The sequence below is a fragment of the Brevundimonas sp. genome (assembly GCF_013912005.1).
In the GTDB taxonomy this organism is placed as follows: domain Bacteria; phylum Pseudomonadota; class Alphaproteobacteria; order Caulobacterales; family Caulobacteraceae; genus Brevundimonas.
Genome location: NZ_JACESB010000004.1, coordinates 122,598 through 145,911, shown reverse-complemented (window position 1 = coordinate 145,911; position 23,314 = coordinate 122,598). Strand labels below are relative to the sequence as shown.

Below are 23,314 nucleotides of genomic sequence, written 5' to 3'. Positions count from 1 at the left end.
CCGAACATATGCGACGAGCAGAGGGGGGGCGTCTTGAGCGGGATCAAAACCCGCGAAGTCCCTCCCAGAGGGCGATGCCCGCGCTGACCGACAGGTTCAGCGACCGCGCGCCCGGTCGAATCGGGATCACGACCCGGGCGTCGGCCGCTGCGTGAACATGCTCCGGGGCGCCCGTCGGCTCGCTCCCGAACAACAGGACGTCGTCCTCGCGGAAGGCGAATTCCTGCAACGGCGTGGCGCCCCTGGTGGTGAACAGCACCAGCCGGCCGGGGCCGCGGTCGCGCTGGAAGGCGTCCCAGTCCGGGTGGCGCACGAGGTGCGACAAGGGGCCGTAGTCCAGCGCCGCGCGCTTCATCGCCCGGTCGTCGAAACGGAAGCCGGTCGGCTCGATCACATGCAGTTCCACCCCGAAGCAGGCGGACAGCCGGATGCATGCGCCGACGTTCTGCGGAATGGCTGGTTGAAAAAGCGCGAGACGCATTCTAAGGCCCTCATACGCGCGGCCCGGGGGCTTGTCGCGGCTCGAATGCGACTGCTTCGCAGGTGACAGCGACAGCGCTTTGCGGCGATGAGCCGCAAGCCGGGCCGGGGCGGGACGTACCGGAATTCGCTAGACCATCCATGCCGGACGAAACCGCGCTCCGATCGGGCGCGGACTGCGGCGTACGAGGAGTGACACGTGGCCGAATCGGTCGTGACGGAAGGCGAAGGCGGCGACGCCACCCGCCGGGACTTCATCCATATCGCGGCCGGCGCGGCCGCCGTCGGCGCGGGGGCCATGGCCATCTGGCCGCTGGTCAACCAGATGAACCCGGCCGCCGACACCCTGGCGCTGGCGTCGATCGAGTTCGACATGACCAAGGTCCAGGAAGGCCAGCAGGTCGTGATCAAGTGGCAGGGCAAGCCGGTGTTCGTGCGCTACCGCACCCCGGCCGAGATCCAGGCCGCCGCCGCCACGCCGCTGTCGGACCTCAAGGATCCGCAGACCGACGCCGAGCGCGTCAAGGAAGGCCACCAGCAGTATCTCGTGGTGCTGGGCAACTGCACCCACCTGGGCTGCGTGCCGACCTTCGGCACCGGCGACTACGGCGGCTGGTTCTGCCCCTGCCACGGCTCGCACTACGACACCTCCGGCCGCATCCGTAAGGGTCCGGCGCCGCTGAATCTGGTGGTGCCCGACTACGAATACGTGTCCGACACCCGGATCAAGATCGGCTGAGGACGGACGAGAGACCCATGAGCGATCACGAATCCACCTACGTCCCCAAGACCGGCGTCGAGAAGTGGCTCGACAGCCGCCTGCCGATCGTCCGCTTCGGCGCCGACTACATGTCGCTGCCGACCCCGAAGAACCTCAACTACTGGTGGACCTTCGGCGGCATCCTGGCCCTCTGCCTGGCGGTGCAGATCGCCACCGGCATCGTGCTGGCGATGCACTACGTCCCGAACGTCGAGCTGGCCTTCGCCTCCGTCGAGCGCATCATGCGTGACGTCAACGGCGGCGACCTGATCCGCTACACCCACGCCAACGGCGCCTCGATGTTCTTCATCGCGGTGTACCTGCACATGCTGCGCGGCCTGTACTACGGCTCGTACAAGGCGCCGCGCGAGATGATCTGGATCGTCGGCTGCGTGATCTTCTTCCTGATGATCGCCACCGCCTTCCTCGGCTACGTCCTGCCGTGGGGCCAGATGTCCTACTGGGGCGCCGAGGTGATCACCAACCTGATCGGCGCCATCCCGGTGATCGGCGAGCCGATCCTGATCTGGCTGCGCGGCGGTCCGGCGATCGACAACGCCACCCTCAACCGCTTCTTCTCGCTGCACTACCTGCTGCCGTTCGTCATCGCCGGCTGCGTCGTGCTGCACCTGTGGGCCCTGCACCACGCCGGCCAGAACAACCCGGTCGGCATCCTGATCCCCAAGGACCGCCTGAAGAAGGACACCGTCCCCTTCCACCCGTACTTCACTGTGAAGGACGGCTTCGCGATCGTGCTGTTCCTGATCCTGTTCGCGGTCTTCGTCTTCTTCATGCCGAACGCCCTGGGCCACGCCGACAACTACATCCCGGCCAACCCGCTCCAGACCCCGGCGCACATCGTGCCCGAGTGGTACATGCTGCCGTTCTACGCGATCCTGCGCGCCATCCCGGACAAGTTCGGCGGCGTGCTGGCGATGTTCGGCGCGATCGGCGTGCTGTTCGTCCTGCCTTGGCTGGACACCTCCAAGGTGCGCTCGATGCGCTACCGCCCGGCGATGCGGACGTTCTTCGTGATCTTCGTGCTGGTGGGCCTCGGCCTCGGCTGGTGCGGCGCCCAGCTGCCGGACGCGCCGGTGATCCCGGGCATGCCCAGCTTCACCCTGATGGACGGGCAGCTGAACAGCTACCTCTGGCTGACCCGCCTGTTCACCGCCTACTACTTCGCCTTCTTCCTGATCATCATGCCGATCGTCGGACTGCGCGAGACGCCGCTGCCGATCCCGGCGACCATCTCGGAGCCCGTCCTGCCCGGCGGCGACGCGATGACGGCGGCGGCTCCGGCCGCGGCCGAGAAGAAGGGCTGATGGCGACCATGAACCTCGAGACTTCGATGCGCTCCATGAAGAAGACCCTGGCGCTGGTCGCCGCCGCCGCCGGCCTGGTGCTGGCGGCCCAGCCGGCCGCCGCGGCCGAGGGCGGCCACGGCTACGCCCTTCGCGACGGCAACTTCAGCTTCGAGGGCCCGTTCGGGACCTTCGACCAGGGCCAGCTCCAGCGCGGCTACAAGGTGTATCGCGAGGTCTGCGCCTCGTGCCACAGCATGGACCTGATGCACTTCCGCACCCTCGCGGAGCCGGGCGGGCCGTTCTACGACGCCCACCAGGCCAGCGCCGCCGAGAACCGCTACGTCAAGGCGTTGGCGGCGGAGGTGCAGGTGGCGGACATCGACACCGAGACCGGCGAGTCGGTGATGCGCGACGGCACCGCGGCCGACCGCTTCCCCAACCCCTATCCGAACGCCACCGCCGCGGCGGCGGCGAACGGCGGGGCCGCCCCGCCGGACCTTTCGGTGATGGCCAAGGCCCGCCACGGCGGCGCCGGCTACATCTATTCGCTGCTCACCGGCTACGCTCCGCCGCCCGAGGGCCTGCAGATCCGTCCCGGCCAGTATTACAACGCCTACATGGCCGGCGATCTGACGCCGTTCATGCCCGAGGGCGCCCACGTGCCGCCGGGCGGGTTCATCGCCATGCCGCCGCCGCTGATGGACGGCCAGGTGACCTACGACGACGGCTCGCCGGAGACGGTCAACCAGTACGCCAAGGACGTGGCCGCCTTCATCGCCTGGGCCTCTGATCCCAAGCAGGTGCAGCGCAAGCAGTCCGGCGTCGGGACGCTGATCTTCCTGCTGCTCTTCGCCGGCGTGACCTACATGAGCTACCGCCGGATCTGGAAGGGCGTGGCGCACTAGCGCCGCCCCCTCCCCACCGGACGACAGCGCCCGCCGGAGCACCGCTCCGGCGGGCGTTTTCGTCCGGCGGACCCGCTGTTGCCAGTCGTGACCAAGTGCTTTATAAAGCAAAGCACAGGAGGCGGGTCATGAAACAGGTTCTTTCACTCCTTGCGGCGGCGGCCATGCTGACGGCCCCCGCGGTCGCCGCGGCCCAGGAGCTCCACCCGGCGGGAACCGCGGAGCAGCGGGCGGCGATGCAGGCCCTGTCGTGGATGGACGGCGAATGGGTGGGCGAGGCCACGATCTACGCGGGACCCGGCCGCACCCTGGTCCAGCCCCACACCGAACGCGTCGGCCCGATGCTCGGCGGTTCGATCAAGGTCATCGAGGGGCGCACGGGCGGCCGCGACGACGCAGCCGCCTTCAACGCCTTCGCCGTGGTCTCGTGGGACGACGCGACCGACCGCTACACCCTGCGCTCGTACGCCAACGGGCAGGCGGGCGACTTCGCGATGACCGCCTCCCCGGACGGGTTCAGCTGGACCGTCCCCTCGCGAGGCGGCGAGATTCGCTACGTCACGACCTTCCGCGACGGCGAATGGCGCGAGGTCGGCGACTTCGTGCTGCCGGGCCGCGAGCCGATGCGGGTGATCGAGCTGCGCCTGCGCCGTCGCGGCGACACGGACTGGCCCGCAGGCGAACCGGTTCTGCCCTGAGCCGCATCGACAGGTCCCGGGCGACGCCCTAGGGTCGCCACCCTGTTCAAGGCCGAGGGTGATCTGTTCATGCGTCTGACCGCTTCCGCCGCCGCGCTCGCCGGCGTCCTGCTCGCCTCCTGCGCGACCACTGCGCCGTCCGGCGGCGACGCCGCCGCCCTGTTCGACCCGGCCCGGCTGTCCGAGCATGTGCGGGTCCTCGCCGACGACAGCTACCAGGGCCGCGGCATCGCCACGCCGGCGGAAGACATGGTGGTCCGCTACCTCAGCGAGCAGTACGCCGCCGCCGGGTTCGAGCCGGGCGGTCCGAACGGGGCCTGGACCCAGGACGTGGCGCTCAACCGGTTCACCACCTCGGACGTGGAGGCGCGCCTGGAGGTCGGCGGCGCGACCCTCCCGCTGGCGCAGGGCCGGGAGATCGTGGTCTCGACCCGCCTGCCGGGCTCGCAGGTCGACCTCCGGGACAAGCCGCTGGTGTTCGTCGGCTACGGCATCGACGCGCCGGAGCGGAACTGGGACGACTTCAAGGACGTCGACGTGCGCGGCAAGGTCATCGTCGTCCTGGTCAACGACGCCGACTTCGAGCAGCCCGAGCTCGACACCTTCAACGGCCGCGCCATGACCTACTACGGCCGGTGGACCTACAAGTACGAGGAGGGCGCCCGGCAGGGCGCCGCCGGGGTGATCATCGTCCACGAGACGGCTCCCGCCTCCTACGGCTGGCCGACGGTCCAGAACAGCTGGTCGGCGCCGCAGTTCGACATCGTCCGGCAGAACGCCGCCGCCGAGCGGGCGCCGATGGAGGCGTGGATTCAGCGCGACGTCGCGGTCGACCTGTTCCGCCGCGCCGGCCTCGACTTCGAGGCGCTGAAGACCGCGGCGCGCAGCCGCGACTTCCGCCCGGTGGAGCTGCCGGGGGCGACCTTCAGCGGTTCGTTCGACGTGGCCACCAGCCGGGTCACCACCCGCAACGTGATCGCGCGCCTGCCCGGGACCACCCATCCGGACGAGACGATCCTCTACACCGGCCACTGGGACCACATCGGCGTCGGCGAACCCGACGCCAATGGCGACGCCATCTTCAACGGGGCGGTCGACAACGCCACGGGCACGGCGGGCCTGCTGGAGCTGGCCCGGGCCTTCGGCCAGGGACCGCGGCCGGAGCGCTCGATCGTGATGATCAGCTTCACCGCCGAGGAGAGCGGCCTGCTCGGGTCCGAATACTACGCGGCCAATCCGGTGTGGCCGCTGGAGACCACGGTGGCGGGCTTCAACATCGACGCCATGAACGTCTACGGCCGCGTCGCCAACGTCGACGTGATCGGCTACGGCCAGTCGGACCTCGACGAACGCGTCGAGGCGGCGGCGGAGGGGCAGGGCCGCGCCATTCGCCCGGACGCCAATCCCGCGGCCGGCAGCTACTTCCGGTCCGACCACTTCCCGCTGGCCAAGCGGGGCGTGCCGATGGCCTATGTCGACGGCGGGGGCGAGTTCCTCGACGAGCCGATCGCCGCCCGCAACGCCGCCCGGGACGAGTACACCGCCCGCCGCTATCACCAGGCTGATGACGAATGGTCGGCGGACTGGGACCTGCGCGGCCAGGCGGAAGACCTGGCGCTGATCTACGGCCTCGGTCTCGACCTGGCGAACAGTCGCGACTGGCCGCAGTGGAAGCCGGGCTCCGAGTTCGGCCCGGCCCGCGCCGCCAGCGAGGCCGCCCGGCGTCGCTGATCGCGGCAGATGACGAAAACTTAACGGGCGGCCCCGGCGGGCCGCCCTAGAGTGCGCCCGGTCAATCCGGGATGGAGTCCTTGATGTTTCGCAGATTCACCGCCGGCGTCGCCCTCGCCGCCGTGCTTCTCGCCGCCGGCGCCGCCGCGGCCCAGGACTTCTCCGCCGAGCGGATCAGCAACGACATCCGCACCATCAGCGCCGACGAGTTCCAGGGGCGCTATCCCGGCACGGAAGGCGAGCGGATGACCCTCGCCTGGCTGCAGGGGCAGTACGAGGCGATGGGGCTCCAGCCCGGCGGCCCCGACGGCCAGTGGCTGCAGCCGGTCGAGCTGAAGCGCTTCACCCCCGTCGAGGGCGCGACGGCGAGCTGGACCGGCCCCGACGGGGCGACGCACCCGCTGACGGTCGGGACCGACCTGGTGGTGCGGGCGGCGACCAACGACGGCCGGGCGAGCGTCCGCGACGCGGGCGTGGTCTTCGCCGGCCACGGCATCTACGCCCCCGAGCGCAACTGGGACGACTACGGCGACCTGGATGTGCGCGGGAAGGTCGTCGTGGTGGTGGCCGGGGAGCCCGACGGCGAGCTGTTCAACGGGCCGTATGCGACCAACTACCAGTCCGGGGCCTACAAGGCCGACGAGGCCTTCCGGCGGGGCGCGATCGGCGTCCTCACCCTCGTTCCCCAGGGGGCGGGCTCGCCCCAGTGGCAGGGGCTCGTGCGCGCCAACGCCCGCACGCGGACGATGACCCCGGGCGCGGCCGACCTCGAGTTCTCGGGCGCGCTCAACCACGACACGGCGGCGGCCTGGGCCGCGGCGGCCGGTCTGGACATCACGCAGCTGCCGGACATCGCCGGCGGCACCTTCCGGGCGGTGGCGCTCGAGGGCGTGTCCCTGTCCGTGGACGCTGCGGAGACCATCGACACCCTGGTGACCCACAACCTTCTGGCGCGCATCCCCGGGACCGAGCGTCCCGAGGAGACCATCATCTATTCGGCGCACTGGGATCACGTCGGCGGCGCCGGCCAGCACCCGGGCGTCGAGGGCGACAACATCTGGAACGGCGCCTGGGACAACGCCTCGGGCACCATCGGCGTGCTGGAGATGGCGCGGCAGCTGAGCCGGGCGCCGCGGCCGGAGCGGTCGATCGTCTTCGCGCACATGGCCGCCGAGGAGATGGGCCTGCTGGGCGCGTACGGCTATGCGGCCGATCCGGTGTACCCGCTCGAGACCACGGTCGCCGACATCAACATCGACATGCTGCCCCTGTCGGGCCCGACCCGCGACATCCCGATCTTCGGCAAGGGGCAGAACGACCTCGAGGACCGGTTGCAGGCGCTGGCCGAGCCGCTCGGGCGCTATGTCTCCGACGACGGCATGCCGGAGCAGGGCTTCTACTACCGCTCGGACCACTTCCCCTTCGCCCGCATGGGCGTGCCGGCGATCATGCCGTGGCACGGCTGGGACTGGGTCGAGGGCGGCCGCGAGGCCGGCGAAGCGGCCTGGCGGGCGAAGTTCGCCGCCGACTATCACCAGCCGTCCGACGAATGGTCCGCCGACTGGGATCTGACCTCGGCGGTCGAGAACCTGACCCTGCTTTACCACCTGGGCCTCGACCTCGCGAACAGCGAGGACTGGCCGGGCTGGAAGCCGACCTCGGAGTTCGCGGTGGTCCGCGCCCGTTCCGACGCGGCGCGGCAATAGGGCGCGAGGCGTGGCCGTCGTCATCCGTCCGCTGACCGGCGACGGCTCGCCGCCCGCCGGGGGCCAGTACGCCCAGGCGGCCGAGGTGACCGGCGCGACCCGCTGGCTCTACCTCTCGGGCCAGATTCCGGTCGCCCCCGACGGCTCGCTGGCGGCGGACTTCACCGGCCAATGCGAGCAGGTCTGGGACAACCTCGAGACCCAGCTGCGCGCCGCCGGCATGACGCTCGACAACCTGGTCAAGGCGACCACCTTCCTGTCCGACCGGAAGTACGCCCTGGAGAACCGCGAGGTCCGCCTCCGCCGCCTCGGCGGCCGCCAGACGGCCCTGACGGTGATCGTGGTCGACCTCTTCGAAGGCGAGTGGCTGGTCGAGATCGAGGCGGTGGCGGCGGCGTAAGGCCCTTCGGGCGGACCGGAGCGTGCATGGCTCCGTCGGCTGAAGATCGCGCGCGGTTTCCCGGCAGAGCAGGGGCCGGACTGACGGCTGCGTTCAGCCGCCGACGCTCAGTCCCGGCCGCTCGTTGTCCCAGATCATGTGCAGGATCGACCACAGGCCGTCCGGCCCCCGGCACAGCTGGATCGAGTTGATCCCGCGCCGCTCCGGCTCAAGGTCGGCCGGGTCGTTGCGGGCCTCGTAGACGCTCCAGACATGGGCCATGTTGCCGAAGACGGAGATCCGGCGATCGATCTCGGTTTCGAAGAACCCTGTGGTCTCGAAGAAGGGCGTGACGTTCGCCTCGTACGCGTCGCGGCCCATGACCAGCATCGCCGGCCGGCCGTCGGCGTCCAGCCAGGTGCGGGCCTGGCGGCTGTCGGGGTGGAAGATCTCGCGCTGGGTCGCCCAGTCCCGCGGCCCGGCCGGGCCGGAAATGCAGGCGTACATGGCGTCGACCACGGCCCCGATGTCGGACCGGTCCACCATCAGGCCCGCTTCCGCACGAACACCGTGCCGGCCGAATAGCCGGCTCCGAAGCTGCAGATCAGGCCGGTGTCGCCCGGGGCGAAGCCGTCGTGGTGCAGGTGGAAGGCGATGATCGAGCCGGCCGAGGAGGTGTTGGCGTAGTCGTCGAGGATGATGACGTTCTCCTCCGCCGTCGGCTCGCGCCCCAGCACCTTGCGGCCGATCAGCTCGTTCATGTTGATGTTGGCCTGGTGCAGCCACAGGCGCTTCAGCGTCGCCGGGTCGAGCCCCAGGTCGCGGGCGTGGTCGACGATCATCTCCGCCACCATCGGCACCACGTCCTTGAACACCTTCCGCCCCTGCTGGACGAACATCTTGTCGGTCAGGCCGGTGGCGGCGGCCGGCTCGGCGCCGCCGGTCGGCAGGGCCGCCTTGTTCAGGAAGCCGAAATTGTTGCGGATGTTGTTCGAGAAGACGGTCTTCAGCCGCGTGCCGAGGATCTCCCAGCCGTCCACGGCCTGGTCGGCGGCCTCGACGATCACCGCCGTGGCGACGTCGCCGAAGATGAAGTGGCTGTCGCGGTCCCTGAAGTTCAGGTGGGCCGAGCAGATCTCGGGATTCACCATCAGCACGGCCTTCACCGAGCCGGAGGCGATGAAGTCGGCGGCGGTCTTCAGGCCGAAGGTGGCCGAGGAGCAGGCGACGTTCATGTCGAAGGCGAAGCCCTCGATCCCCAGCGCCTGCTGCACCTCGATGGCCATGGCGGGATAGGGGCGCTGCATGTTGGAGGCGGCGCAGATCACCGCGCCGATCTCCGACGCCGGCTTGCCCCAGCGCGCCAGCGCGTCCCGGGCCGCCTTCACCGCCATCTCGGCGAGGACCGACAGGTCCTCGTTCGGGCGCTCGGGCAGGTGCGGCGTCATGCGCTCGGGGTCGAGCACGCCCGCCTTGTCCAGCACGAAGCGCTGCTTGATGCCCGACGCCTTCTCGATGAACTCGACCGACGAGTGGGTCAGCGCCTCCATCTCGCCCGCCGCGATGTCGGCCGCGTGGTCGGCGTTGAAGCGGTCAGCCCAGGCGTTGTAGGCGGCGACCAGCTCCTCGTTGGAGATCGACTGTTCCGGCGTGAACAGGCCGGTGGCGGCGATGACGGCTTGGGTCATGGATTCCCGTGCGCCCGGGGCGCGTTCTGTTTCTGGACGGACTGATACGCCGCTCAGACGTCCCGGTCGAGACGGGCCAGCAGGCGTTCGGCGGCGGCGAGGTGCAGGCGCTCGACCATGCCGCCGTCGAGGCGGATGGCGCCCTTTCCGGCCGCCTCGGGGGAAGCGAAGGCGGCGACCACCGCCCGGGCGCGCGCGACCTCCTCCGGGGCGGGCGAGAAGGCGGCGTTGGCGGGCCCGATCTGCGCGGGATGGATCAGGCTCTTGCCGTCGAAGCCGTAGAGACGGGCCTGGGCGCACTCGGCCGCGAAGCCCGCGGCGTCGGTGAAGTCGTTGAACACGCCGTCGACGGCCAGCAGTCCGCGGCTGCGGGCGGCGGCGACCGTGGCCGCCAGCCACGGCTTCAGCGGCTCCCGCTCCGGCGAAGGGCCGGTTCCCAGTCCAAGGGCGAGGTCGTTGACGCCGAGCATCAGCCCTTCCAGCGGCGTGTCCGCGGCCGCCCGGGCCAGGTCGGGCAGCGCCAGCAGCGCGGCGGGGGTCTCGACCATGGCCCAGAGCGCCGTCCCTTCCGGCAGGCGCGCCGCCAGCGTGTGCACGTCGCCGCCGTCGCTGACCTTGGGCGCCACGATCAGGGAGACGCCGGTCCCCGCCAGGGCCGCCAGATCGTCCGCGCCCCATTCGGTGTCGAGCCCGTTGATGCGCACCGCCGCCCGCGGCCCCCAGCCGCCGGCGCGGACCGCCGCGGCCGCGGCGCGACGGGCGTCGGCCTTGGCCTCCGGGGCGACGGCGTCCTCCAGATCCAGCACCGCCACGTCGCAGGGGAGGGCGCGGGCCTTCTCGATGGCGCGCGGATTGCTGGCCGGCAGGAACAGGACGCTGCGGGCCGGTCCCATCAGACGCGCCCGGTCACCGGCACCAGCGCCCCGGTCATGGCGCGGCTTTCCGGCGACGCCAGGAACAGCATGACCCGCGCCAGGTCCCCGGGGCGGACCCAGGTCGCCGGATCGGCGTCGGGCATGTCGCGGCGGTTCTGTTCGGTGTCGAGGATCGACGGCAGCACGGCGTTCACGGTCACGCGGGTGGCCTTCAGCTCTTCCGCCAGGCTTTCGGTCAGCCGGTGCACCCCGGCCTTCGAGGCGGCGTAGGCGCCCATGCCGGCCGCGGCCTTGACGGCGCCGGCGGCGCCGACGTTGACGATCCGGCCCTCGTCGGAGCGACGGAGGTGCGGCAGGGCGGCGCGGCTGGCGTTCAGGGCGGTGACGAGGTTGAGCGCGTACATCCGGTCCCACGCCGGCTCGGCCGCCTCGGCGGTCTGCCAGACGAAGCCGCCCGCGATGTTGAGCAGGGCGTCCAGCCGGCCGAAATGCGCCGCGGCCGCATCGATCGCCCGGCTCGCCGCCGACGCGTCGGTCAGGTCCACCCCGCCCAGTTCGAGCACGCCGGGCGGCGCCGTCTGCCCCGAGGCGTGGTCGATCACCGCAATCTTCAGTCCGTCGGCCTGCGCCGCCTTGACCACGGCCCGGCCCAGCGCGCCGTGCCCGCCGGTCACCACGATCACCCGTTCCGCCATCGCGTCCTCCTCTGCGACCGAGGGCTTAGCAGATGATCAGGCGGCGAACACCTTGGCCATCAGCCGCTCCAGCGCCTCCGCGTCGATCCTGTCGAACGCCGCCTTTTCGGTGGCGTCGACGTCGAACACGGCGATCAGCCGCCCATCGCCGTCGGAGACGGGAACCACGATCTCGCTGGCCGACCGGCTGTCGCAGGCGATGTGGCCGGGAAAGGCGTGCACGTCCTCGACGATCTGGGTGGTCCGGGTCGCCGCCGCGGCACCGCAGACGCCACGCCCGAACGGGATGCGCAGGCAGCCGAGGGTGCCCTGGTAGGGGCCGACCACCAGCTCCTTCTCCCGGGACGGATCGACGACGTAGAAGCCGGTCCAGAAGAAGGCGGGAAAGGCGTCGGCCAGCATCGAGGCCACGGTCGCCATGCGGGCGACGCGGTCGGGTTCGCCCTCCAGCACCGCGAGAATCTCCGCCTCGACTTCGGCGTAGCGTTCCGCCTTGTCGGCGGGGCGATCGTCGCGGGCGACGTAGGTCATCAGCGGTCTCCGGAAGGGGCGGCTGATATAGGCGGCGACGCCCTTTCTGGCGAGAGGGCGGCTCGCCCGTCCAGCGAATCGCAAGCGTCTGATTCGCTTCGGAAGTCGGCGGGCGACCGCACAAAATGGCCGCTCCACGGCAACGCTTTGTCGCAAAACGGCGTTAACCTTGACAGGACCTTAACTGGACCGGACTGTCGCGGTCCCGCAAAGGTTAACGACCGGGCGCGGCCCGACCAGAGGGGTGCGAGGGAGTATGGCCGAGGGCGAAGCCACACACGAACGACGCTCGCGCGACGGCCGCTCCCGGGGACCGGTGGCGGTGGCTGCGGTGGCGGGGGTGCTGGCGTTGACCGCGCTGGGCATGGTGTCCTGCGGCGACCGTGGCGGCGTCCGCTTCTGGCAGGGCGGCGGCAGCGACGGCAACAGCTGCCCGAGGCCCGCCTCCCTCACCGGCTCCGAGTTCAACGCCCAGGAGACGGGACTGAGGGCGCTCCGGCGCGCGGCCTTCCGCGGCGACTTCTTCGCCCAGCTGGAGCTGGGGTCGCGCTATTCCGCCGTGCGCGCCACCGACAAGAACATCGAGGATCCGATCGAGAGCGCCACCTGGTACGCCATGGCGCTGGCCAACGACGAGGGCTACGCCCCGATCAACCGGGTGCGGCGTGACGGCTGGGGCGGGTGGCGGCCGCTGTCGAAATACGACGACTGCCGCGCCTGGGAACGCCACACGGCCTATCTCCGGCTGGACCGCCTGCTGGGGCAGATGACCCGGGAGGAGCAGGAGGCCGTCCGCGACCGGGTGATCTACGTCCTGTCGACCCAGGACGCCGAGGGCTATCGCACCCTGGCCCGCCTGCACGACGGCCTGTACGGCCCCTTCGGCGAGCCTGAGGACAATCGCGAGGCGCGCGAGGCGTGGGGCCGGGGCGGCGATCATCTCGGCGGCGGGGAGCGGCGACGGCGCGGCTACCAGGCAGCGGTCAACCTGTTCCAGCGGAACGACGTCGACGCCTACCTCTACAACTATCTGGCCGTGCAGACCGGCGACGTCGGCGCCTATGTGCTGATGAGCGACTTCGAGCGCTCGGCGCCGGGCCGCAGCCGCTATCGCAGCTTCGTCGAGGCCAAGGCGCGGCAGTGGACCCCGCCGTTCGAGTTCTACCCGAACGAGGCGCCGCAGTCCGGGGTGCCCTTCTCCGACGAAAGCCGTCCGCGCGGCGACGCCTCGGAATACGCCCTGTCGCGGATGGGCGGCGAACTGCCGTTCATCCACGTCGGCCGCGCCCTGCGCTATCTCGGCGTGACGGACGCCGCGCCCCAGCGGCCGGAGGATCTGTCGAAGCGGCAGATCGAGACGCTCGAGGCCATGCTCGGCCACGCCATGGAGGGGCGCCTGTCGCACCTGGAACGGGTGCGGGCGATCCAGCTCGCCGCCGTCAACGGCTCCTCGGAGGCGCAGCTGGTGCTGGCGGTGATGTACGCCGAGGGCGTCGGCCTCCCGGCCGATTATGCGCGCGCCTTCAAATGGTTCGAGGAGGCGGCGCGGCAGGGGAGCCCCGAAGCCAAGTTCGCCATGTCCAGCTACTTCGCCCTGGGGGTGTCGGGGGTCGCCGACCAGGACAAGGCCCAGGCCGTCGCCCTGCGCATCGACTCCGCCCTGTCGGGTTTCGGCCCCTCGGCGGGCCGGCTGCAGGCGGTGCTGGCCCAGGTCTCCCGTTCGCAGCGCCGCTAAGGAGGGCGAGAACCCATGACGATCCGCACCCCGCTCGGCCTGATCGGCGCCGCCGCTGGAATTGCGGCGGCCCTCGCGGCCTTCGCCCTGCTCGACGCGCCGACGGCGCGCGCCCAGGTGGCCGCCAAGGTGGAGAGCCAGACCCGGCCCAACTTCGGCCTGCTGCTCGACCCGCCGGCCCGGACGTATCGCAACCGCGGCGCGCATCATCGACGCTACGACTATCGACGCCACCGTCCCGACCGGGGCCCCGACTGGCGCCCCGGCGGGTACCGCCCGGGCAGCGAGGAGATCGTGCTGGTCGACTGCGGCGGCAATCCCGGCGCCGGCGCGGTGGAGGACGCGGTGCGCCGCGTCCGCCCCGGCGGGACCCTGGTTCTGCGGGCCCGCGGCGGGCCCTGCGTGGGGTGGCTGAACATCGACAAGCCGCTGACCCTCATCGGCGAGGGCGGCTTCGATCCCCGCGACTGGGAGCGGAGCGCCCAGCTGACGCTGCAGGCGCCTGACGGCCTGCCCTGCATGACCGTGGCGCAGGGCGTGCGGGTCGAGATCCGCGACGTCGTGTTCGCCTCGCCGAGGGCGGGCGACGCCGCCTGCGTGGTCGGCTACGGGGCCGAGATCGTGATGAACCGGGTCGGCTTCCGGCACGCCGGGGATGAGGCGGCGATCTACGCCGACGGCGGGCTGCTGGACATCCGCAACGCCGTGCTCGACGCCCAGACCATCGCTCCGGCCATCGTCGCCGACGGGGCGGTGCTGAACGCCTGGGAGCTGACGGTGCTGGGCGCCCAGTCGGGCATGGAGCTGACTCCTGGCCCCGGCCAGACCTCGCGCATCGCCGCCACCACCCTCAAGGGCACGAACGCGCCCAACAGCTTCGGCCCCCGCTCGATCGGCCTGCTGATCCGCTCGGGCCGCGATTACGGCCGGGTCGAGATCGAGAACGCCGCCGTCTGCGGCTATGTGGAGGGCGTGGTGGTCGAGGGCGCCTCCGTCGCGATCAAGGACAGCCGCATCTGCCGGGCGGACAAGGGGGCGGTGCTCTACAGCGGCGAGCTCCGGCTCGAGGACAGCCGCATCCGGGCCTCCACCGTCGGCGTCGCCGCCGCTGCGGGACATGCCGTGATCGTCGACAACGTCTTCGCCGGCGGGATGGACGAGGTGATCTACCGCGAGCCCCGCGCCAGCGTGGAGGCGCACGGCAACCGCGTCTGGTCGCAGTCCGTCTGCCGACCGTCCTTCCGCGACCGCTACCGCGGACGTTACGAACCCTACTGGCGTCCCGGCGACGGCTGGGAGTGCGCCCACGGCTCCTATCCGCGCGAGTGGTGGGACGCCGAGGACGGCCTGTTCGGCCTGCCGTACTATGACGACGGCTATCAGCTGGACGGGTACGACCGGTACCGCGACGGCTACGGCTGGTACGACCGCGACGGGCGCTACATCGGCGACGACCGCTGGCGCGGCGAGGATCGCTGGCGGCGCGGCGGCGGTTGGGGCTGGTGAGGCGCGCACGGGGAACGACCGCCGCGCCCGGCGGTTGTCCCCGCCATGACCAGTCCGCTCCAGGCCAAGGATGACCAGTGGCGCAAGCGCCGCGCAAACGCCAGCGTTCCGGTGTTCGACCCCGGGATGTCGCCTCCGGGTACGGACGCCGAGGCGGGCGGCGCTCCCGCGGCGGGAGGCGGGCAGGCGGGGCGGACGGAGACGGGCGAAGGCCGGCGGCCTCTCCCCATCATCCCCGAAGGCGAAACCGGCGGCGGTCTGCGCGCGCCCCCCAAGGTCTGGTATGCGATCGCCGTCGCCGTCGCCCTTCTCTTCGCCCTCGTCGCCGCCATTTCCGTTTTCCGCTGACCCGCGCCCTCTCGCGCGACGGGCGTCTTTCCGGAACAAAGAGCGAACAAATCGGTTGACGGACGCGCGGGCCAGGCTCCACAACGACCTCCGGACAGGAGGCGCGGATGACGGCGGAGGATCGCGAGCGGCTGGCGGGCGGACTGGTGCAGGCGAGGCTGAACCCCGCCAGCGCCGACGGCCGCGCCGGCCTCGGCGCCCTGCTGCGCGAGCTGGAACGAGCGTCGCCGGGCGCCCTGCGGCGGATCAGCGCCGAGATCGAGGCGCGCCGGCCGCGCCTGCGGTAGGCCCGGCAGGACTCGAACCTGCAACCAGACCGTTATGAGCGGTCGGCTCTAACCATTGAGCTACGGGCCCGCCGTGGCGGCGGCCTCGCCTAGCAGGCGCCGGCGGGGCTTGCAAAGCGGCATCCGTGTCCCGGGAGCCGCCCCTGTCCGTCGATGAACGGAACCTGCCGACGATCCTGCACGCTTGTTCAGGCGTGAACGGCCAAGGTGTCGCCACGGTCCGCGCCCAGCATCGGGAACGACGGACCGCCCCGCATCAGGAGACCTCCATGAACCGCCCCGTCCCCGCCGCCCCCGTCGCCCGGACCGCGCCCGCCCTGTCCAGCCGCGCGCTGCTCGTCAGCGGCGGCCTGCTGGCCGCGGCCGCCCTGGCCCTCGCCGCGCCCGCCGCCCGCGCCCAGTCGCAGCCCGAGGGCGGCGCCCCGCTGACCATCCAGGCGGTGACCGAGCGCCCGGCGCTGAACCTGTCGGCCTATGGCGAGGTCAAGGCGGCGCCGGACATGGCGACCATCACCTTCGGCGTCGCCACCGAGGCCGCCACCGCCGCCGAGGCGATGAGCCAGAACGCGGCGCAGATGAACAGGGTCATGGCCGCCCTGCGGCGGGCCGGCATCGCCGAGCGCGACGTCCAGACCTCCGGGCTCAACCTGTCGGCCCAGTACGACTACCAGCAGAACGAGCCGCCCCGGCTGCGCGGCTACCAGGCCGTGAACCGCGTCACGGTGGTGATCCATGATCTGGAGCGGGTCGGTTCGACCGCCGACGCCGTCGTCGCCGCCGGGGTCAACCAGATCGACGGCATCAGCTTCGGTCTCGAGGATCCCACGGCCGCCGAGAACCGCGCCCGCCAGCTGGCGGTGCGCAACCTGCAGGCCAAGGCCGCGCTCTACGCCGACGCGCTCGGGGTCCGTCTGGGCGGGATCCGCTCGCTGACCGAGGGCGGCGGCTATGCGCCCCAGCCGCCGCGCCCGATGTACGCCCGGGCCGAGATGGCCATGGACGCCGGCTCGACCCCCGTCGCGGCCGGGGAGCTGACGGTGCGGATCGACATCACCGGCGTCTACGACCTGGCGCGCTGATTCCGCCGGAGAGGGGAGGGCGGCCGGGCCGTCCTCCCGATCCCGCTCAGTCGACCGACCGGGCCAGCATCAGGCCGACGGCGACGTTCAGCACCGTGGCCACCATGGCGATGGCCAGGGTCGTCACCGAGTCGAGCTGCAGCATGAACAGCGGCGCGCTCCACGGCAGGCCCGTCACGGTGAGCGGAAGAAAGGTGACCCGTTCGGCCGGCATGCCCAGCAGGGCGAGGCCGGTCGGCAGCGCCAGCATGAGCGCTCCGGCGGCGGCGACCAGATAGGCGCCGTACAGGGGCCAGCGAACGGCGCGCAGGGTGCGGTTCATGTCGATCCTCCGGAGCGGAGGAGAGGCCCGGAGGCGCGCGTCGTCAAGCGCCCCGGTCGATCTCGAAGGCGACGTTCAGGCCGCCGGCTTGATCTCGTTCCGGTCGCCGAGCAGCACCACCGTCGGCGACCACTGGCGGGCCTCCTCCTGCGGCAGCTGGCCGTAGGTGACCACGATCACCTTGTCGTTCTTCTGGACCAGCCGGGCGGCGGCGCCGTTGACGCCGATGACCTTCGAGCCGCGCGGCGCCTCGATGGCGTAGGTGGTGAAGCGCGCCCCGTTGGTGATGTTCAGCACGTCCACCTGCTCGTGCGGCAGGATGCCGGCGGCGTCCAGCAGGTCGGCGTCGATGGCGATCGAGCCCTCGTAATCGAGATCGGCCTGGGTCACCGTCGCCCGGTGCAGCTTGGCCTTCATCAGGGTGACCAGCATGGGGAGTGCGGTCCCTTGGTGACGCGGGGCGATCGGCCCCCGCTCGCAGGGCGCTGATATAGGCGCTCGCGCCCGGCGCATCAATCATCGCGCTGCGTCGCAGCATGGGATGGTGCGACGCATTCGCCCGTTACGGGACGTTCATTTGACGGAAGGCTTCCCCGGCCTATGGTCAGACTGGGCCAAGCCTCGGCCCGCGGCTCCGGCGACCTCCTGTCCATGAAGCAATTCTTCCTCACGGTGGCGGGCGTCTTCGCCGGCCTGTTCCTGTTTCTCGTCGTGGTGCCGTTCGTGCTCATTGCAGTGGCGATCGGCTCGGCCTCCTCGAAGGAGCCCACCCCCGCCAATTCGGTGCTTGAGCTCGACCTGCGCGAGGGCCTGACGGACCAGACCCCGACCAATCCCTTCGCCGTGTTCGGCGGTTCGGGCCTGTCGACGATGCAGATCGTCGACACCCTCGCCCAGGCCGAGGACGACAGCCGGGTGAAGGTGCTGCTGATCCGCCTGCCGGAAGGCGGGATCACGCCCGCCGCCGCCGACGAGATCCGCCAGGCGGTGCGCCGCTTCCGCCGCTCCGGCAAGCCGGTCATCGCCCACAGCCAGGGCTTCCAGCCGGTCGGGACCAGCATCTCGGGCTATATGCTCGGCGCGGCCGCCTCCGAGCTGTGGATGCAGAACACGGCCAGCTTCCAGGTCGCCGGCCTGTCGGCGGACTCCATCTTCCTCGGCCGCGCCTTCGACAAGTACGGCGTGAACGCCCAGTTCGAACAGCGCTACGAGTACAAGAACGCCGTCAACGAGTTCACCGAGAGCGACTTCACCCCGGCGCACCGGGAGGCCATGGCGGCCTGGATGGGGTCGATCTACGCCTCGGCCATCGCCAACGCCGCCCAGGATCGCCGGCTGACGCCGCAGGTCCTGCGGACCACGATCGAGGCCGGGCCGTACTCGTCGGCCGAGGCGCTGCGGCGCCGCCTGATCGACAAGGTCGGCCAGGTCGAGGAGGCCGAGGCCGAGGCCAAGCGCCGGGCCGGCCGCGGCGCCGACATCATCGAATTCCAGGACTACGCCTCGTCGAAGGGCGAACGCGCCGGCTCCGGCCGCAACGCCGTCGCCATCGTCGGCGGCGAGGGCGCGATCATGACCGGGACCGGGAGCGGCGCCGATCCGTTCGGCGGCGCCGCCGCCATCCGCTCCGACGATCTCGCCGAGGCCCTCTACGACGCCATCGAGGACAAGGCGGTGAAGGCCATCGTCTTCCGCGTCTCCTCGCCCGGCGGCTCCCCGGAGGCCTCGGAGCAGATCCTCGCCGCGGTGCGCGCGGCCAAGGCGGCCGGCAAGCCGGTGGTGGTCTCGATGGGCGACTACGCCGCTTCGGGCGGCTACTGGATCAGTTCGGAGGCCGACTGGATCGTGGCCCAGCCGACGACCCTGACCGGCTCGATCGGGGTGTACGGCGGCAAGTTCGTGCTCGCGGACGCGCTGGGACGGTTCGGCGTCGACATGCGCAACCTGAGCATCGGCGGCCCCTACGCCGACGCCTTCTCGCCGTCGGAGCCGTTCACGGCCGCCCAGCAGGCGGCGTTCGCCGCCTCCATCGACCGCACCTACGAGGAGTTCATCACCCGGGTCTCGACCGGGCGGCGGCTGCCGCCGGCGCGGGTGCGCGAGATCGCCCGCGGGCGCGTCTGGACCGGCGCCCAGGCCCGGCAGCTGGGGCTGGTGGATCAGCTCGGCGGACTGGAGGAGGCCATCGGCAAGGCCCGCCAGCTGGCGCGGATCCCGGACGGGGATTCGATCCGCTTCAAGCGCTACCCGCAGCCGGAATCGCCGTTCGAGGCGCTCTCCGAAATGTTCGGCGTGTCGAGCGAGGCGGCGCGGGTGCTGGTCGGCGTCGGGAGCGTGATGAACGATCCCGCCGCCGGGGCGGCCGTTCGTCGCATCCAGACCGAGCGGGCCCGCGCGGAGGGGGCTTCGGTGCTGGCGGACCAGCCCTGGTGAGAGGGCGGACACTCGCCTGTGAAGGTCTGGCGCATTGACCGTTCACGGCTGTGGACCGACATTGGGGGTTCCGGCGTTGTCGAGACGCCACGGAAGGTAATGAGATGACCCGATCCGATCGCCTGCTGTTCGCCCAGGTCGGCCCCGGCGCCCGCCGTTCGTCCGGAGGGCTGCTCGCGCCGATGATGTGGCTGGGCGGCGTGATCGCCACCTTCGCCGCCATGGCGGTGGGCGCGGTGCTGGCGGTCGTGACCGCCGCCGCCGTGGCCGTCATCGCCCTGATCGCCGCCGTGCTGGTCTTCTTCGCCGGCCTCGCCATGCGCGCCCGCCGCAGCATGACCGTGCGCACCCGGCGCTCCGACGATGTGATCGAGGCGCGCAAGGTCGACGGGGCCTGGGTGGCCTACGGCTGGGAGCGGACGGGCCGGTAACGGGAATCGTGCTGAACGTCCGGGAGCTGCCGTCCCCCAATTTCGACGCCCGCCGGGCGCCGCCGGACATGCTGGTCCTGCACTACACCGGCATGCAGACGGCCGAGGCCGCCATCGCCCGGCTGTGCGATCCCGAAGCCAGGGTCTCCGCCCACTATGTCGTCGACGAGGACGGCTCCATCCTCCGGCTGGTCCCCGAGGAACGTCGGGCCTGGCACGCCGGGCGCGGCGCCTGGCAGGGCGAGACCGACTGCAACGCCGCCTCGATCGGCGTCGAGATCGTCAACCCGGGGCACGAGTTCGGCTATCGCGACTTTCCGGAGGCGCAGATCGCCGCCGTGCTGGAGCTGGTCGCCGACATCCGCGGCCGCTGGACCATCCCGGACGCGCGCATCATCGGCCATTCCGATCTCGCCCCCGACCGGAAGCAGGACCCCGGCGAGCGCTTTCCGTGGAAGCGGCTGGCGGCGGCGGGGCATGGCCTGTGGTTCGAACCCGCGGAAGAGCGCATCGCCGCCCTCGGGGCGCCGTTGGGACCAGGCGACGAGGGGCTGGGGGTGATCGTGCTGCGCGCCGGCCTGCACCGGCTGGGCTACGGCCTTCAGCCCGGCGGCGACTATGACGACGAGACCCGCGTGACCGTCGAGGCCTTCCAGCGCCACTGGCGCCCGGCGAAGGTGGACGGGATCGCCGACGGCGAAACCCGCGCTACCCTGATGGGCGTGCTGCAGCTGGCGACGGCGGAGAGCGTGACCGGGGTGCTGCCCTAGGCCGCCGCCGTTGACGTCGTCTCCGTAAGGGCCCACCTAGGCGGCGCCAGACGGCCGGGCGGTCGCGGCGGAGCTCGCTCCGTCGAGGAAAGTCCGGGCTCCACGGTGAAAAGGCGGCGGATAACCTCCGCCCGGGGCGACCCGAGGGATAGCGCCACAGAAAGCAAACCGCCGCCCGCTCGCGGGCGGCAAGGGTGAAAGGGTGGGGTAAGAGCCCACCGCGTTCCTGGCGACAGGGACGGCATGGCAAGCCCCGCCTGGAGCAAGACCGAATAGGGACGTTGCGCGGCTTCGGCCGCAGGGTTCACCGCCCGAGGCGTCCGGGTAGGTCGCGAGAACCGGCCAGCAATGGCCGGTCCAGAGGAATGATCGTCGCCCGCTTCGGCGGGAACAGAACCCGGCTTACAGGCCGTCTGGCGCCTTTTTCGACCTCCCCTCTCCCTGCGCGGGCGCTGCTCGCCAGGCCCCCCGCGGGCGCCGGGCGCGCCGCCGGCGGGCGGGTTGTCCCGCGTTAACCTGCTGCTGCGAAAGCTGGATTCCAGCCCGTCCCCAGCCTGTCGATACTTGTGATGTTCTGTGTATGTTCCGACCTCCAAGTGTTCGGACTGGGCGAGCTTCACGGTTAATGCTCGTCAACTAATCCCATTGTCGCCCATTTCATCCCATGCTATCCCAATCCGGCCGGGTTTGGGGCGCGGCGTGCGTCGCGTGGGATCAGGATCAGAGGGGCGGATCGAAGGGTCCGAGTTGGGCAGGGCGTGTTTCTCTCGACCTATGAGAAACAACTGGACGGCAAGCGCCGCCTGCTGATCCCGCAGGAGTTCCGCACGGCCGACAACGGCGCCGAGCACGGCGTGTTCTGCTTCTTCTCGATCGAGTCCGACTGCCTCGAGGCCGGCGGCGACAAGCTGATGGCCGAGTACGTGGCGATGATCGAGGAGCTGCCCTTCGGCGACGACCAGCGCACGGCGCTGGAGGAAACCTTCTACGCCGGCCAGCGCCCGCTTGCGTACGACGGCGGCGGCCGCATCACCCTGCCGGAAAGCCTGTGCCAGGAGGCGGGGCTGGGCGAGGACGTGGTCATCGTCGGCCTCGGCTCCCGCTTCCAGATCTGGGATCGGGCCCGCTGGAACGCCCGCCGCGAGGAGCGCCGGACGCTGGCGCGCCAGGCGGTGCGGGAGCGCGGCGAGGCGGCCCGACGCGCGCGCGCCGCCCGGCCGGCGGGGGAGGGCGCATGAGTCCGCACGCCCCCGTCCTGCTCGCCGAGGTGCTGGAGGCGCTGGAGCCGAAGCCCGGCGACGTGGTCGTGGACGCCACCTTCGGCGCCGGCGGCTACACCCGCGCCATCCTGGCGGCCGGCGCGACGGTGATCGCGCTGGATCGCGACCCGACCGTGCAGCCCTTCGCCGACGCTGTGGCCAACGACTTCCCGGACCGCTTCCGGCTGGTTCGCACCCCGTTCTCGGGTCTGGCCGAAGCCGTCGCCGACAGCGGGGCGGCGCGGCTGGACGGCGTGGTCTTCGACATCGGCGTCTCGTCGATGCAGCTGGACCAGGCCGAGCGCGGCTTTTCCTTCATGCGCGACGGGCCGCTCGACATGCGCATGTCCGGCGAGGGCGAGAGCGCCGCCGACATCGTCAACTCCTGGGAGCACGGGCCGCTGGCCCACATCTTCCGACTCTACGGCGACGAGCGCCAGTCGGGGCGGGTCGCCACGGCCATCCTGCGCCGCCGCGCCGAGCAGCCCTTCGAGCGGACGCTGGATCTGGCCGCCGTGGTCGAGAAGGCCCTCGGCGGCCGCCGCGGCGCCCCGATCCATCCCGCCACCCGCGTCTTCCAGGCGCTGCGCATCGCGGTGAACGACGAGCTGGGCGAGCTGCGCGCCGGGCTGGAGGCGGCCGAGGCGACGCTTTCGCCGGGCGGCCGGCTGGCGGTGGTCACCTTCCATTCGCTGGAGGACCGGATCGTCAAGGCGTTCCTCACCGAGCGCAGCGGCGCGGCTCCCGGCGGTTCGCGGCACGCGCCGGCCGCCGTCGACACGCGCAAGCCCAGCTTCGTGCTGAGGTTCAAGGGCGCGCGCGAGGCGACCGAGGCCGAGCGCGAGGTCAATCCGCGGGCGCGCTCCGCCAAGCTCCGCGCCGCCGTGCGCACCGACGCCGCGCCCTGGGGGAGGCTGGCCGCATGAGCCTGCTCGTCCTGCCCCTGCAGCGCCTGTTCGCCTGGAAGATCCGCGGCGTGCGCTGGGTCGAGATCATCGGCGTCCTGCTCGTGGCGGCCATGATCTTCTCGGTCTATGTGGCCAAGGCCGCCGCGGCGCGGACCGGCTCCGAGATCGCCGACCTCGAGCGGCAGATCGCCGAGAACGGCCGCCGCGTCCGCCTGCTGCGCGCGGAAGCCGCCCGGCTGGAGCGGCCGGTCCGCCTCGAGGCGCTGTCCCGCGACGCGGGCCTCGTGCCGGTGGACGTGCATCGCCTCGCCACCGAAGACCGGCTTCCCACGCTCGCGCCGCGGCCGGAGCCCGCCCCGGCTCCGACCCCCGCGCCCGCCGTCGCCGCGCCCGAAGCTCCGGTCGCCGCGGAAGCGGCGCCCGCGACGGACGAGGCGGCGCGATGAGCGTCCACGATCCGCACGCCTGGGACCGTTCCGTC

General features: G+C 71.6%; 26 protein-coding genes, 1 tRNA gene and 1 other RNA gene. 19 read left to right on the top strand and 9 right to left on the bottom strand.

Going from position 1 to position 23,314, the window contains the following annotated elements; genetic code table 11:
* Positions 1 to 43 precede the first annotated feature (43 nt).
* Positions 44 to 481, bottom strand: coding sequence for a tRNA (cytidine(34)-2'-O)-methyltransferase (locus tag H2038_RS04945; RefSeq protein ID WP_292109837.1), 438 nt, complete (start codon positions 479 to 481; stop codon positions 44 to 46).
* A gap of 198 nt (positions 482 to 679) precedes the next feature.
* On the opposite strand from H2038_RS04945, the gene petA reads away from it, so the two are divergent.
* The 7 genes from petA (at position 680) to H2038_RS04910 (ending at position 7,987) form a co-directional block, all read left to right on the top strand.
* Positions 680 to 1,219, top strand: coding sequence for a ubiquinol-cytochrome c reductase iron-sulfur subunit (petA, locus tag H2038_RS04940; RefSeq protein WP_292109834.1), 540 nt, complete (start codon positions 680 to 682; stop codon positions 1,217 to 1,219).
* A 17-nt stretch (positions 1,220 to 1,236) separates the two neighbouring features.
* Positions 1,237 to 2,565 carry a cytochrome b N-terminal domain-containing protein gene (locus H2038_RS04935; protein WP_292109831.1) on the top strand — a complete coding sequence of 443 codons (1,329 nt, stop codon included), beginning with the start codon at positions 1,237 to 1,239 and terminating at the stop codon, positions 2,563 to 2,565.
* Positions 2,565 to 3,452, top strand: a complete 888-nt coding sequence (locus tag H2038_RS04930; protein ID WP_292109828.1) for a cytochrome c1 — start codon at positions 2,565 to 2,567, stop codon at positions 3,450 to 3,452. Before H2038_RS04935 ends, H2038_RS04930 begins: the two co-directional genes overlap by 1 nt.
* 128 nt (positions 3,453 to 3,580) lie before the next feature.
* Positions 3,581 to 4,150, top strand: coding sequence for a DUF1579 domain-containing protein (locus tag H2038_RS04925; RefSeq protein ID WP_292109825.1), 570 nt, complete (start codon positions 3,581 to 3,583; stop codon positions 4,148 to 4,150).
* 69 nt (positions 4,151 to 4,219) lie between these two features.
* On the top strand, positions 4,220 to 5,881 hold the full coding sequence (locus H2038_RS04920) for a M28 family metallopeptidase (RefSeq protein WP_292109822.1): 1,662 nt from the start codon (positions 4,220 to 4,222) through the stop codon (positions 5,879 to 5,881).
* An 83-nt stretch (positions 5,882 to 5,964) separates the two neighbouring features.
* On the top strand, positions 5,965 to 7,587 hold the full coding sequence (locus tag H2038_RS04915) for a M28 family peptidase (RefSeq protein ID WP_292109819.1): 1,623 nt from the start codon (positions 5,965 to 5,967) through the stop codon (positions 7,585 to 7,587).
* Positions 7,588 to 7,597: 10 nt separating this feature from the next.
* Positions 7,598 to 7,987, top strand: a complete 390-nt coding sequence (locus H2038_RS04910; RefSeq protein ID WP_292109816.1) for a RidA family protein — start codon at positions 7,598 to 7,600, stop codon at positions 7,985 to 7,987.
* 93 nt (positions 7,988 to 8,080) lie between these two features.
* Here the strand turns inward: H2038_RS04910 and H2038_RS04905 are convergent, their stop codons facing one another.
* From H2038_RS04905 to H2038_RS04885, 5 genes are read right to left on the bottom strand one after another with little or no spacing between them, the layout of a single operon-like run.
* Positions 8,081 to 8,512 carry a hypothetical protein gene (locus H2038_RS04905; RefSeq protein ID WP_292109812.1) on the bottom strand — a complete coding sequence of 144 codons (432 nt, stop codon included), beginning with the start codon at positions 8,510 to 8,512 and terminating at the stop codon, positions 8,081 to 8,083.
* Positions 8,512 to 9,654, bottom strand: coding sequence for a beta-ketoacyl-ACP synthase III (locus H2038_RS04900; protein ID WP_292109809.1), 1,143 nt, complete (start codon positions 9,652 to 9,654; stop codon positions 8,512 to 8,514). The genes H2038_RS04905 and H2038_RS04900 overlap by 1 nt, the downstream gene beginning before the upstream one ends.
* Positions 9,655 to 9,707: 53 nt before the next feature.
* A complete protein-coding gene (locus tag H2038_RS04895; RefSeq protein WP_292109807.1) occupies positions 9,708 to 10,547 on the bottom strand; it encodes a CoA ester lyase in 840 nt (279 codons plus the stop codon).
* The gene (locus H2038_RS04890; protein ID WP_292109803.1) at positions 10,547 to 11,224 is read right to left on the bottom strand and encodes an SDR family NAD(P)-dependent oxidoreductase; all 678 of its coding nucleotides are present in this window, start codon (positions 11,222 to 11,224) and stop codon (positions 10,547 to 10,549) included. The genes H2038_RS04895 and H2038_RS04890 overlap by 1 nt, the downstream gene beginning before the upstream one ends.
* Before the next feature lie 36 nt (positions 11,225 to 11,260).
* Positions 11,261 to 11,755, bottom strand: coding sequence for a GAF domain-containing protein (locus H2038_RS04885; RefSeq protein ID WP_292109800.1), 495 nt, complete (start codon positions 11,753 to 11,755; stop codon positions 11,261 to 11,263).
* A 256-nt stretch (positions 11,756 to 12,011) separates the two neighbouring features.
* Here H2038_RS04885 and H2038_RS04880 point away from each other — a divergent pair, with 256 nt between their 5' ends.
* From H2038_RS04880 to H2038_RS04865, 4 genes are all read left to right on the top strand, one after another.
* On the top strand, positions 12,012 to 13,490 hold the full coding sequence (locus tag H2038_RS04880) for a tetratricopeptide repeat protein (protein WP_292109797.1): 1,479 nt from the start codon (positions 12,012 to 12,014) through the stop codon (positions 13,488 to 13,490).
* Between the two features lie 15 nt (positions 13,491 to 13,505).
* A complete protein-coding gene (locus tag H2038_RS04875; RefSeq protein ID WP_292109795.1) occupies positions 13,506 to 14,996 on the top strand; it encodes a hypothetical protein in 1,491 nt (496 codons plus the stop codon).
* A gap of 45 nt (positions 14,997 to 15,041) precedes the next feature.
* Positions 15,042 to 15,344, top strand: a complete 303-nt coding sequence (locus H2038_RS04870) for a hypothetical protein (protein WP_292109793.1) — start codon at positions 15,042 to 15,044, stop codon at positions 15,342 to 15,344.
* Between the two features lie 107 nt (positions 15,345 to 15,451).
* Positions 15,452 to 15,631, top strand: a complete 180-nt coding sequence (locus tag H2038_RS04865) for a hypothetical protein (RefSeq protein WP_292109791.1) — start codon at positions 15,452 to 15,454, stop codon at positions 15,629 to 15,631.
* On the opposite strand, the gene H2038_RS04860 is transcribed toward H2038_RS04865, so the two are convergent.
* Positions 15,629 to 15,701 (bottom strand) — tRNA-Ile (locus H2038_RS04860). The genes H2038_RS04865 and H2038_RS04860 overlap by 3 nt on opposite strands.
* Positions 15,702 to 15,900: 199 nt before the next feature.
* Between H2038_RS04860 and H2038_RS04855 the strand changes: the two genes are divergently transcribed.
* A complete protein-coding gene (locus H2038_RS04855; RefSeq protein WP_292109788.1) occupies positions 15,901 to 16,710 on the top strand; it encodes an SIMPL domain-containing protein in 810 nt (269 codons plus the stop codon).
* Positions 16,711 to 16,756: 46 nt separating this feature from the next.
* Here H2038_RS04855 and H2038_RS04850 read toward each other — a convergent pair whose 3' ends face one another.
* Positions 16,757 to 17,032 (bottom strand): hypothetical protein, encoded by a 276-nt coding sequence (locus H2038_RS04850; RefSeq protein WP_292109785.1) that lies wholly within the window; start codon positions 17,030 to 17,032, stop codon positions 16,757 to 16,759.
* Between the two features lie 75 nt (positions 17,033 to 17,107).
* Positions 17,108 to 17,464 (bottom strand): aspartate 1-decarboxylase, encoded by a 357-nt coding sequence (gene panD, locus H2038_RS04845; RefSeq protein ID WP_292109782.1) that lies wholly within the window; start codon positions 17,462 to 17,464, stop codon positions 17,108 to 17,110.
* 219 nt (positions 17,465 to 17,683) lie between these two features.
* Between panD and sppA the strand changes: the two genes are divergently transcribed.
* From sppA to H2038_RS04810, 7 genes are all read left to right on the top strand, one after another.
* The gene (gene sppA / locus H2038_RS04840) at positions 17,684 to 19,465 is read left to right on the top strand and encodes a signal peptide peptidase SppA (protein WP_292109919.1); all 1,782 of its coding nucleotides are present in this window, start codon (positions 17,684 to 17,686) and stop codon (positions 19,463 to 19,465) included.
* Between the two features lie 104 nt (positions 19,466 to 19,569).
* Positions 19,570 to 19,896, top strand: a complete 327-nt coding sequence (locus H2038_RS04835) for a hypothetical protein (RefSeq protein ID WP_292109779.1) — start codon at positions 19,570 to 19,572, stop codon at positions 19,894 to 19,896.
* A 5-nt stretch (positions 19,897 to 19,901) separates the two neighbouring features.
* Complete coding sequence (locus H2038_RS04830) at positions 19,902 to 20,666, top strand: N-acetylmuramoyl-L-alanine amidase (RefSeq protein ID WP_292109916.1); 765 nt, start codon at positions 19,902 to 19,904, stop codon at positions 20,664 to 20,666.
* Positions 20,667 to 20,712: 46 nt separating this feature from the next.
* An RNA gene (gene rnpB, locus H2038_RS04825) (RNase P RNA component class A) lies at positions 20,713 to 21,087 on the top strand.
* 337 nt (positions 21,088 to 21,424) lie between these two features.
* Complete coding sequence (locus H2038_RS04820) at positions 21,425 to 21,904, top strand: division/cell wall cluster transcriptional repressor MraZ (protein ID WP_292109776.1); 480 nt, start codon at positions 21,425 to 21,427, stop codon at positions 21,902 to 21,904.
* Entirely contained in the window at positions 21,901 to 22,851 is a 951-nt protein-coding gene (gene rsmH / locus H2038_RS04815) for a 16S rRNA (cytosine(1402)-N(4))-methyltransferase RsmH (protein ID WP_292109774.1), read from the top strand. Before H2038_RS04820 ends, rsmH begins: the two co-directional genes overlap by 4 nt.
* Positions 22,848 to 23,279, top strand: a complete 432-nt coding sequence (locus H2038_RS04810) for a cell division protein (protein WP_292109771.1) — start codon at positions 22,848 to 22,850, stop codon at positions 23,277 to 23,279. The genes rsmH and H2038_RS04810 overlap by 4 nt, the downstream gene beginning before the upstream one ends.
* Positions 23,280 to 23,314: the final 35 nt, after the last annotated feature.

Bases quoted from the DNA above. Each gene is read 5' to 3' on its own strand.
- H2038_RS04945 (WP_292109837.1), bottom strand. From the start codon at position 481: ATGCGTCTCGCGCTTTTTCAACCAGCCATTCCGCAGAACGTCGGCGCA.
- H2038_RS04935 (WP_292109831.1), top strand. From the start codon at position 1,237: ATGAGCGATCACGAATCCACCTACGTCCCCAAGACCGGCGTCGAGAAG.
- H2038_RS04870 (WP_292109793.1), top strand. From the start codon at position 15,042: ATGACCAGTCCGCTCCAGGCCAAGGATGACCAGTGGCGCAAGCGCCGC.
- sppA (WP_292109919.1), top strand. From the start codon at position 17,684: ATGAAGCAATTCTTCCTCACGGTGGCGGGCGTCTTCGCCGGCCTGTTC.
- H2038_RS04930 (WP_292109828.1), top strand. From the start codon at position 2,565: ATGGCGACCATGAACCTCGAGACTTCGATGCGCTCCATGAAGAAGACC.
- H2038_RS04915 (WP_292109819.1), top strand. From the start codon at position 5,965: ATGTTTCGCAGATTCACCGCCGGCGTCGCCCTCGCCGCCGTGCTTCTC.
- rsmH (WP_292109774.1), top strand. From the start codon at position 21,901: ATGAGTCCGCACGCCCCCGTCCTGCTCGCCGAGGTGCTGGAGGCGCTG.
- H2038_RS04835 (WP_292109779.1), top strand. From the start codon at position 19,570: ATGACCCGATCCGATCGCCTGCTGTTCGCCCAGGTCGGCCCCGGCGCC.
- H2038_RS04885 (WP_292109800.1), bottom strand. From the start codon at position 11,755: ATGACCTACGTCGCCCGCGACGATCGCCCCGCCGACAAGGCGGAACGC.
- H2038_RS04810 (WP_292109771.1), top strand. From the start codon at position 22,848: ATGAGCCTGCTCGTCCTGCCCCTGCAGCGCCTGTTCGCCTGGAAGATC.
- H2038_RS04900 (WP_292109809.1), bottom strand. From the start codon at position 9,654: ATGACCCAAGCCGTCATCGCCGCCACCGGCCTGTTCACGCCGGAACAG.
- H2038_RS04890 (WP_292109803.1), bottom strand. From the start codon at position 11,224: ATGGCGGAACGGGTGATCGTGGTGACCGGCGGGCACGGCGCGCTGGGC.
- H2038_RS04865 (WP_292109791.1), top strand. From the start codon at position 15,452: ATGACGGCGGAGGATCGCGAGCGGCTGGCGGGCGGACTGGTGCAGGCG.
- H2038_RS04850 (WP_292109785.1), bottom strand. From the start codon at position 17,032: ATGAACCGCACCCTGCGCGCCGTTCGCTGGCCCCTGTACGGCGCCTAT.
- H2038_RS04875 (WP_292109795.1), top strand. From the start codon at position 13,506: ATGACGATCCGCACCCCGCTCGGCCTGATCGGCGCCGCCGCTGGAATT.
- panD (WP_292109782.1), bottom strand. From the start codon at position 17,464: ATGCTGGTCACCCTGATGAAGGCCAAGCTGCACCGGGCGACGGTGACC.
- H2038_RS04855 (WP_292109788.1), top strand. From the start codon at position 15,901: ATGAACCGCCCCGTCCCCGCCGCCCCCGTCGCCCGGACCGCGCCCGCC.
- H2038_RS04920 (WP_292109822.1), top strand. From the start codon at position 4,220: ATGCGTCTGACCGCTTCCGCCGCCGCGCTCGCCGGCGTCCTGCTCGCC.
- H2038_RS04880 (WP_292109797.1), top strand. From the start codon at position 12,012: ATGGCCGAGGGCGAAGCCACACACGAACGACGCTCGCGCGACGGCCGC.
- H2038_RS04905 (WP_292109812.1), bottom strand. From the start codon at position 8,512: ATGGTGGACCGGTCCGACATCGGGGCCGTGGTCGACGCCATGTACGCC.
- H2038_RS04895 (WP_292109807.1), bottom strand. From the start codon at position 10,547: ATGGGACCGGCCCGCAGCGTCCTGTTCCTGCCGGCCAGCAATCCGCGC.
- H2038_RS04925 (WP_292109825.1), top strand. From the start codon at position 3,581: ATGAAACAGGTTCTTTCACTCCTTGCGGCGGCGGCCATGCTGACGGCC.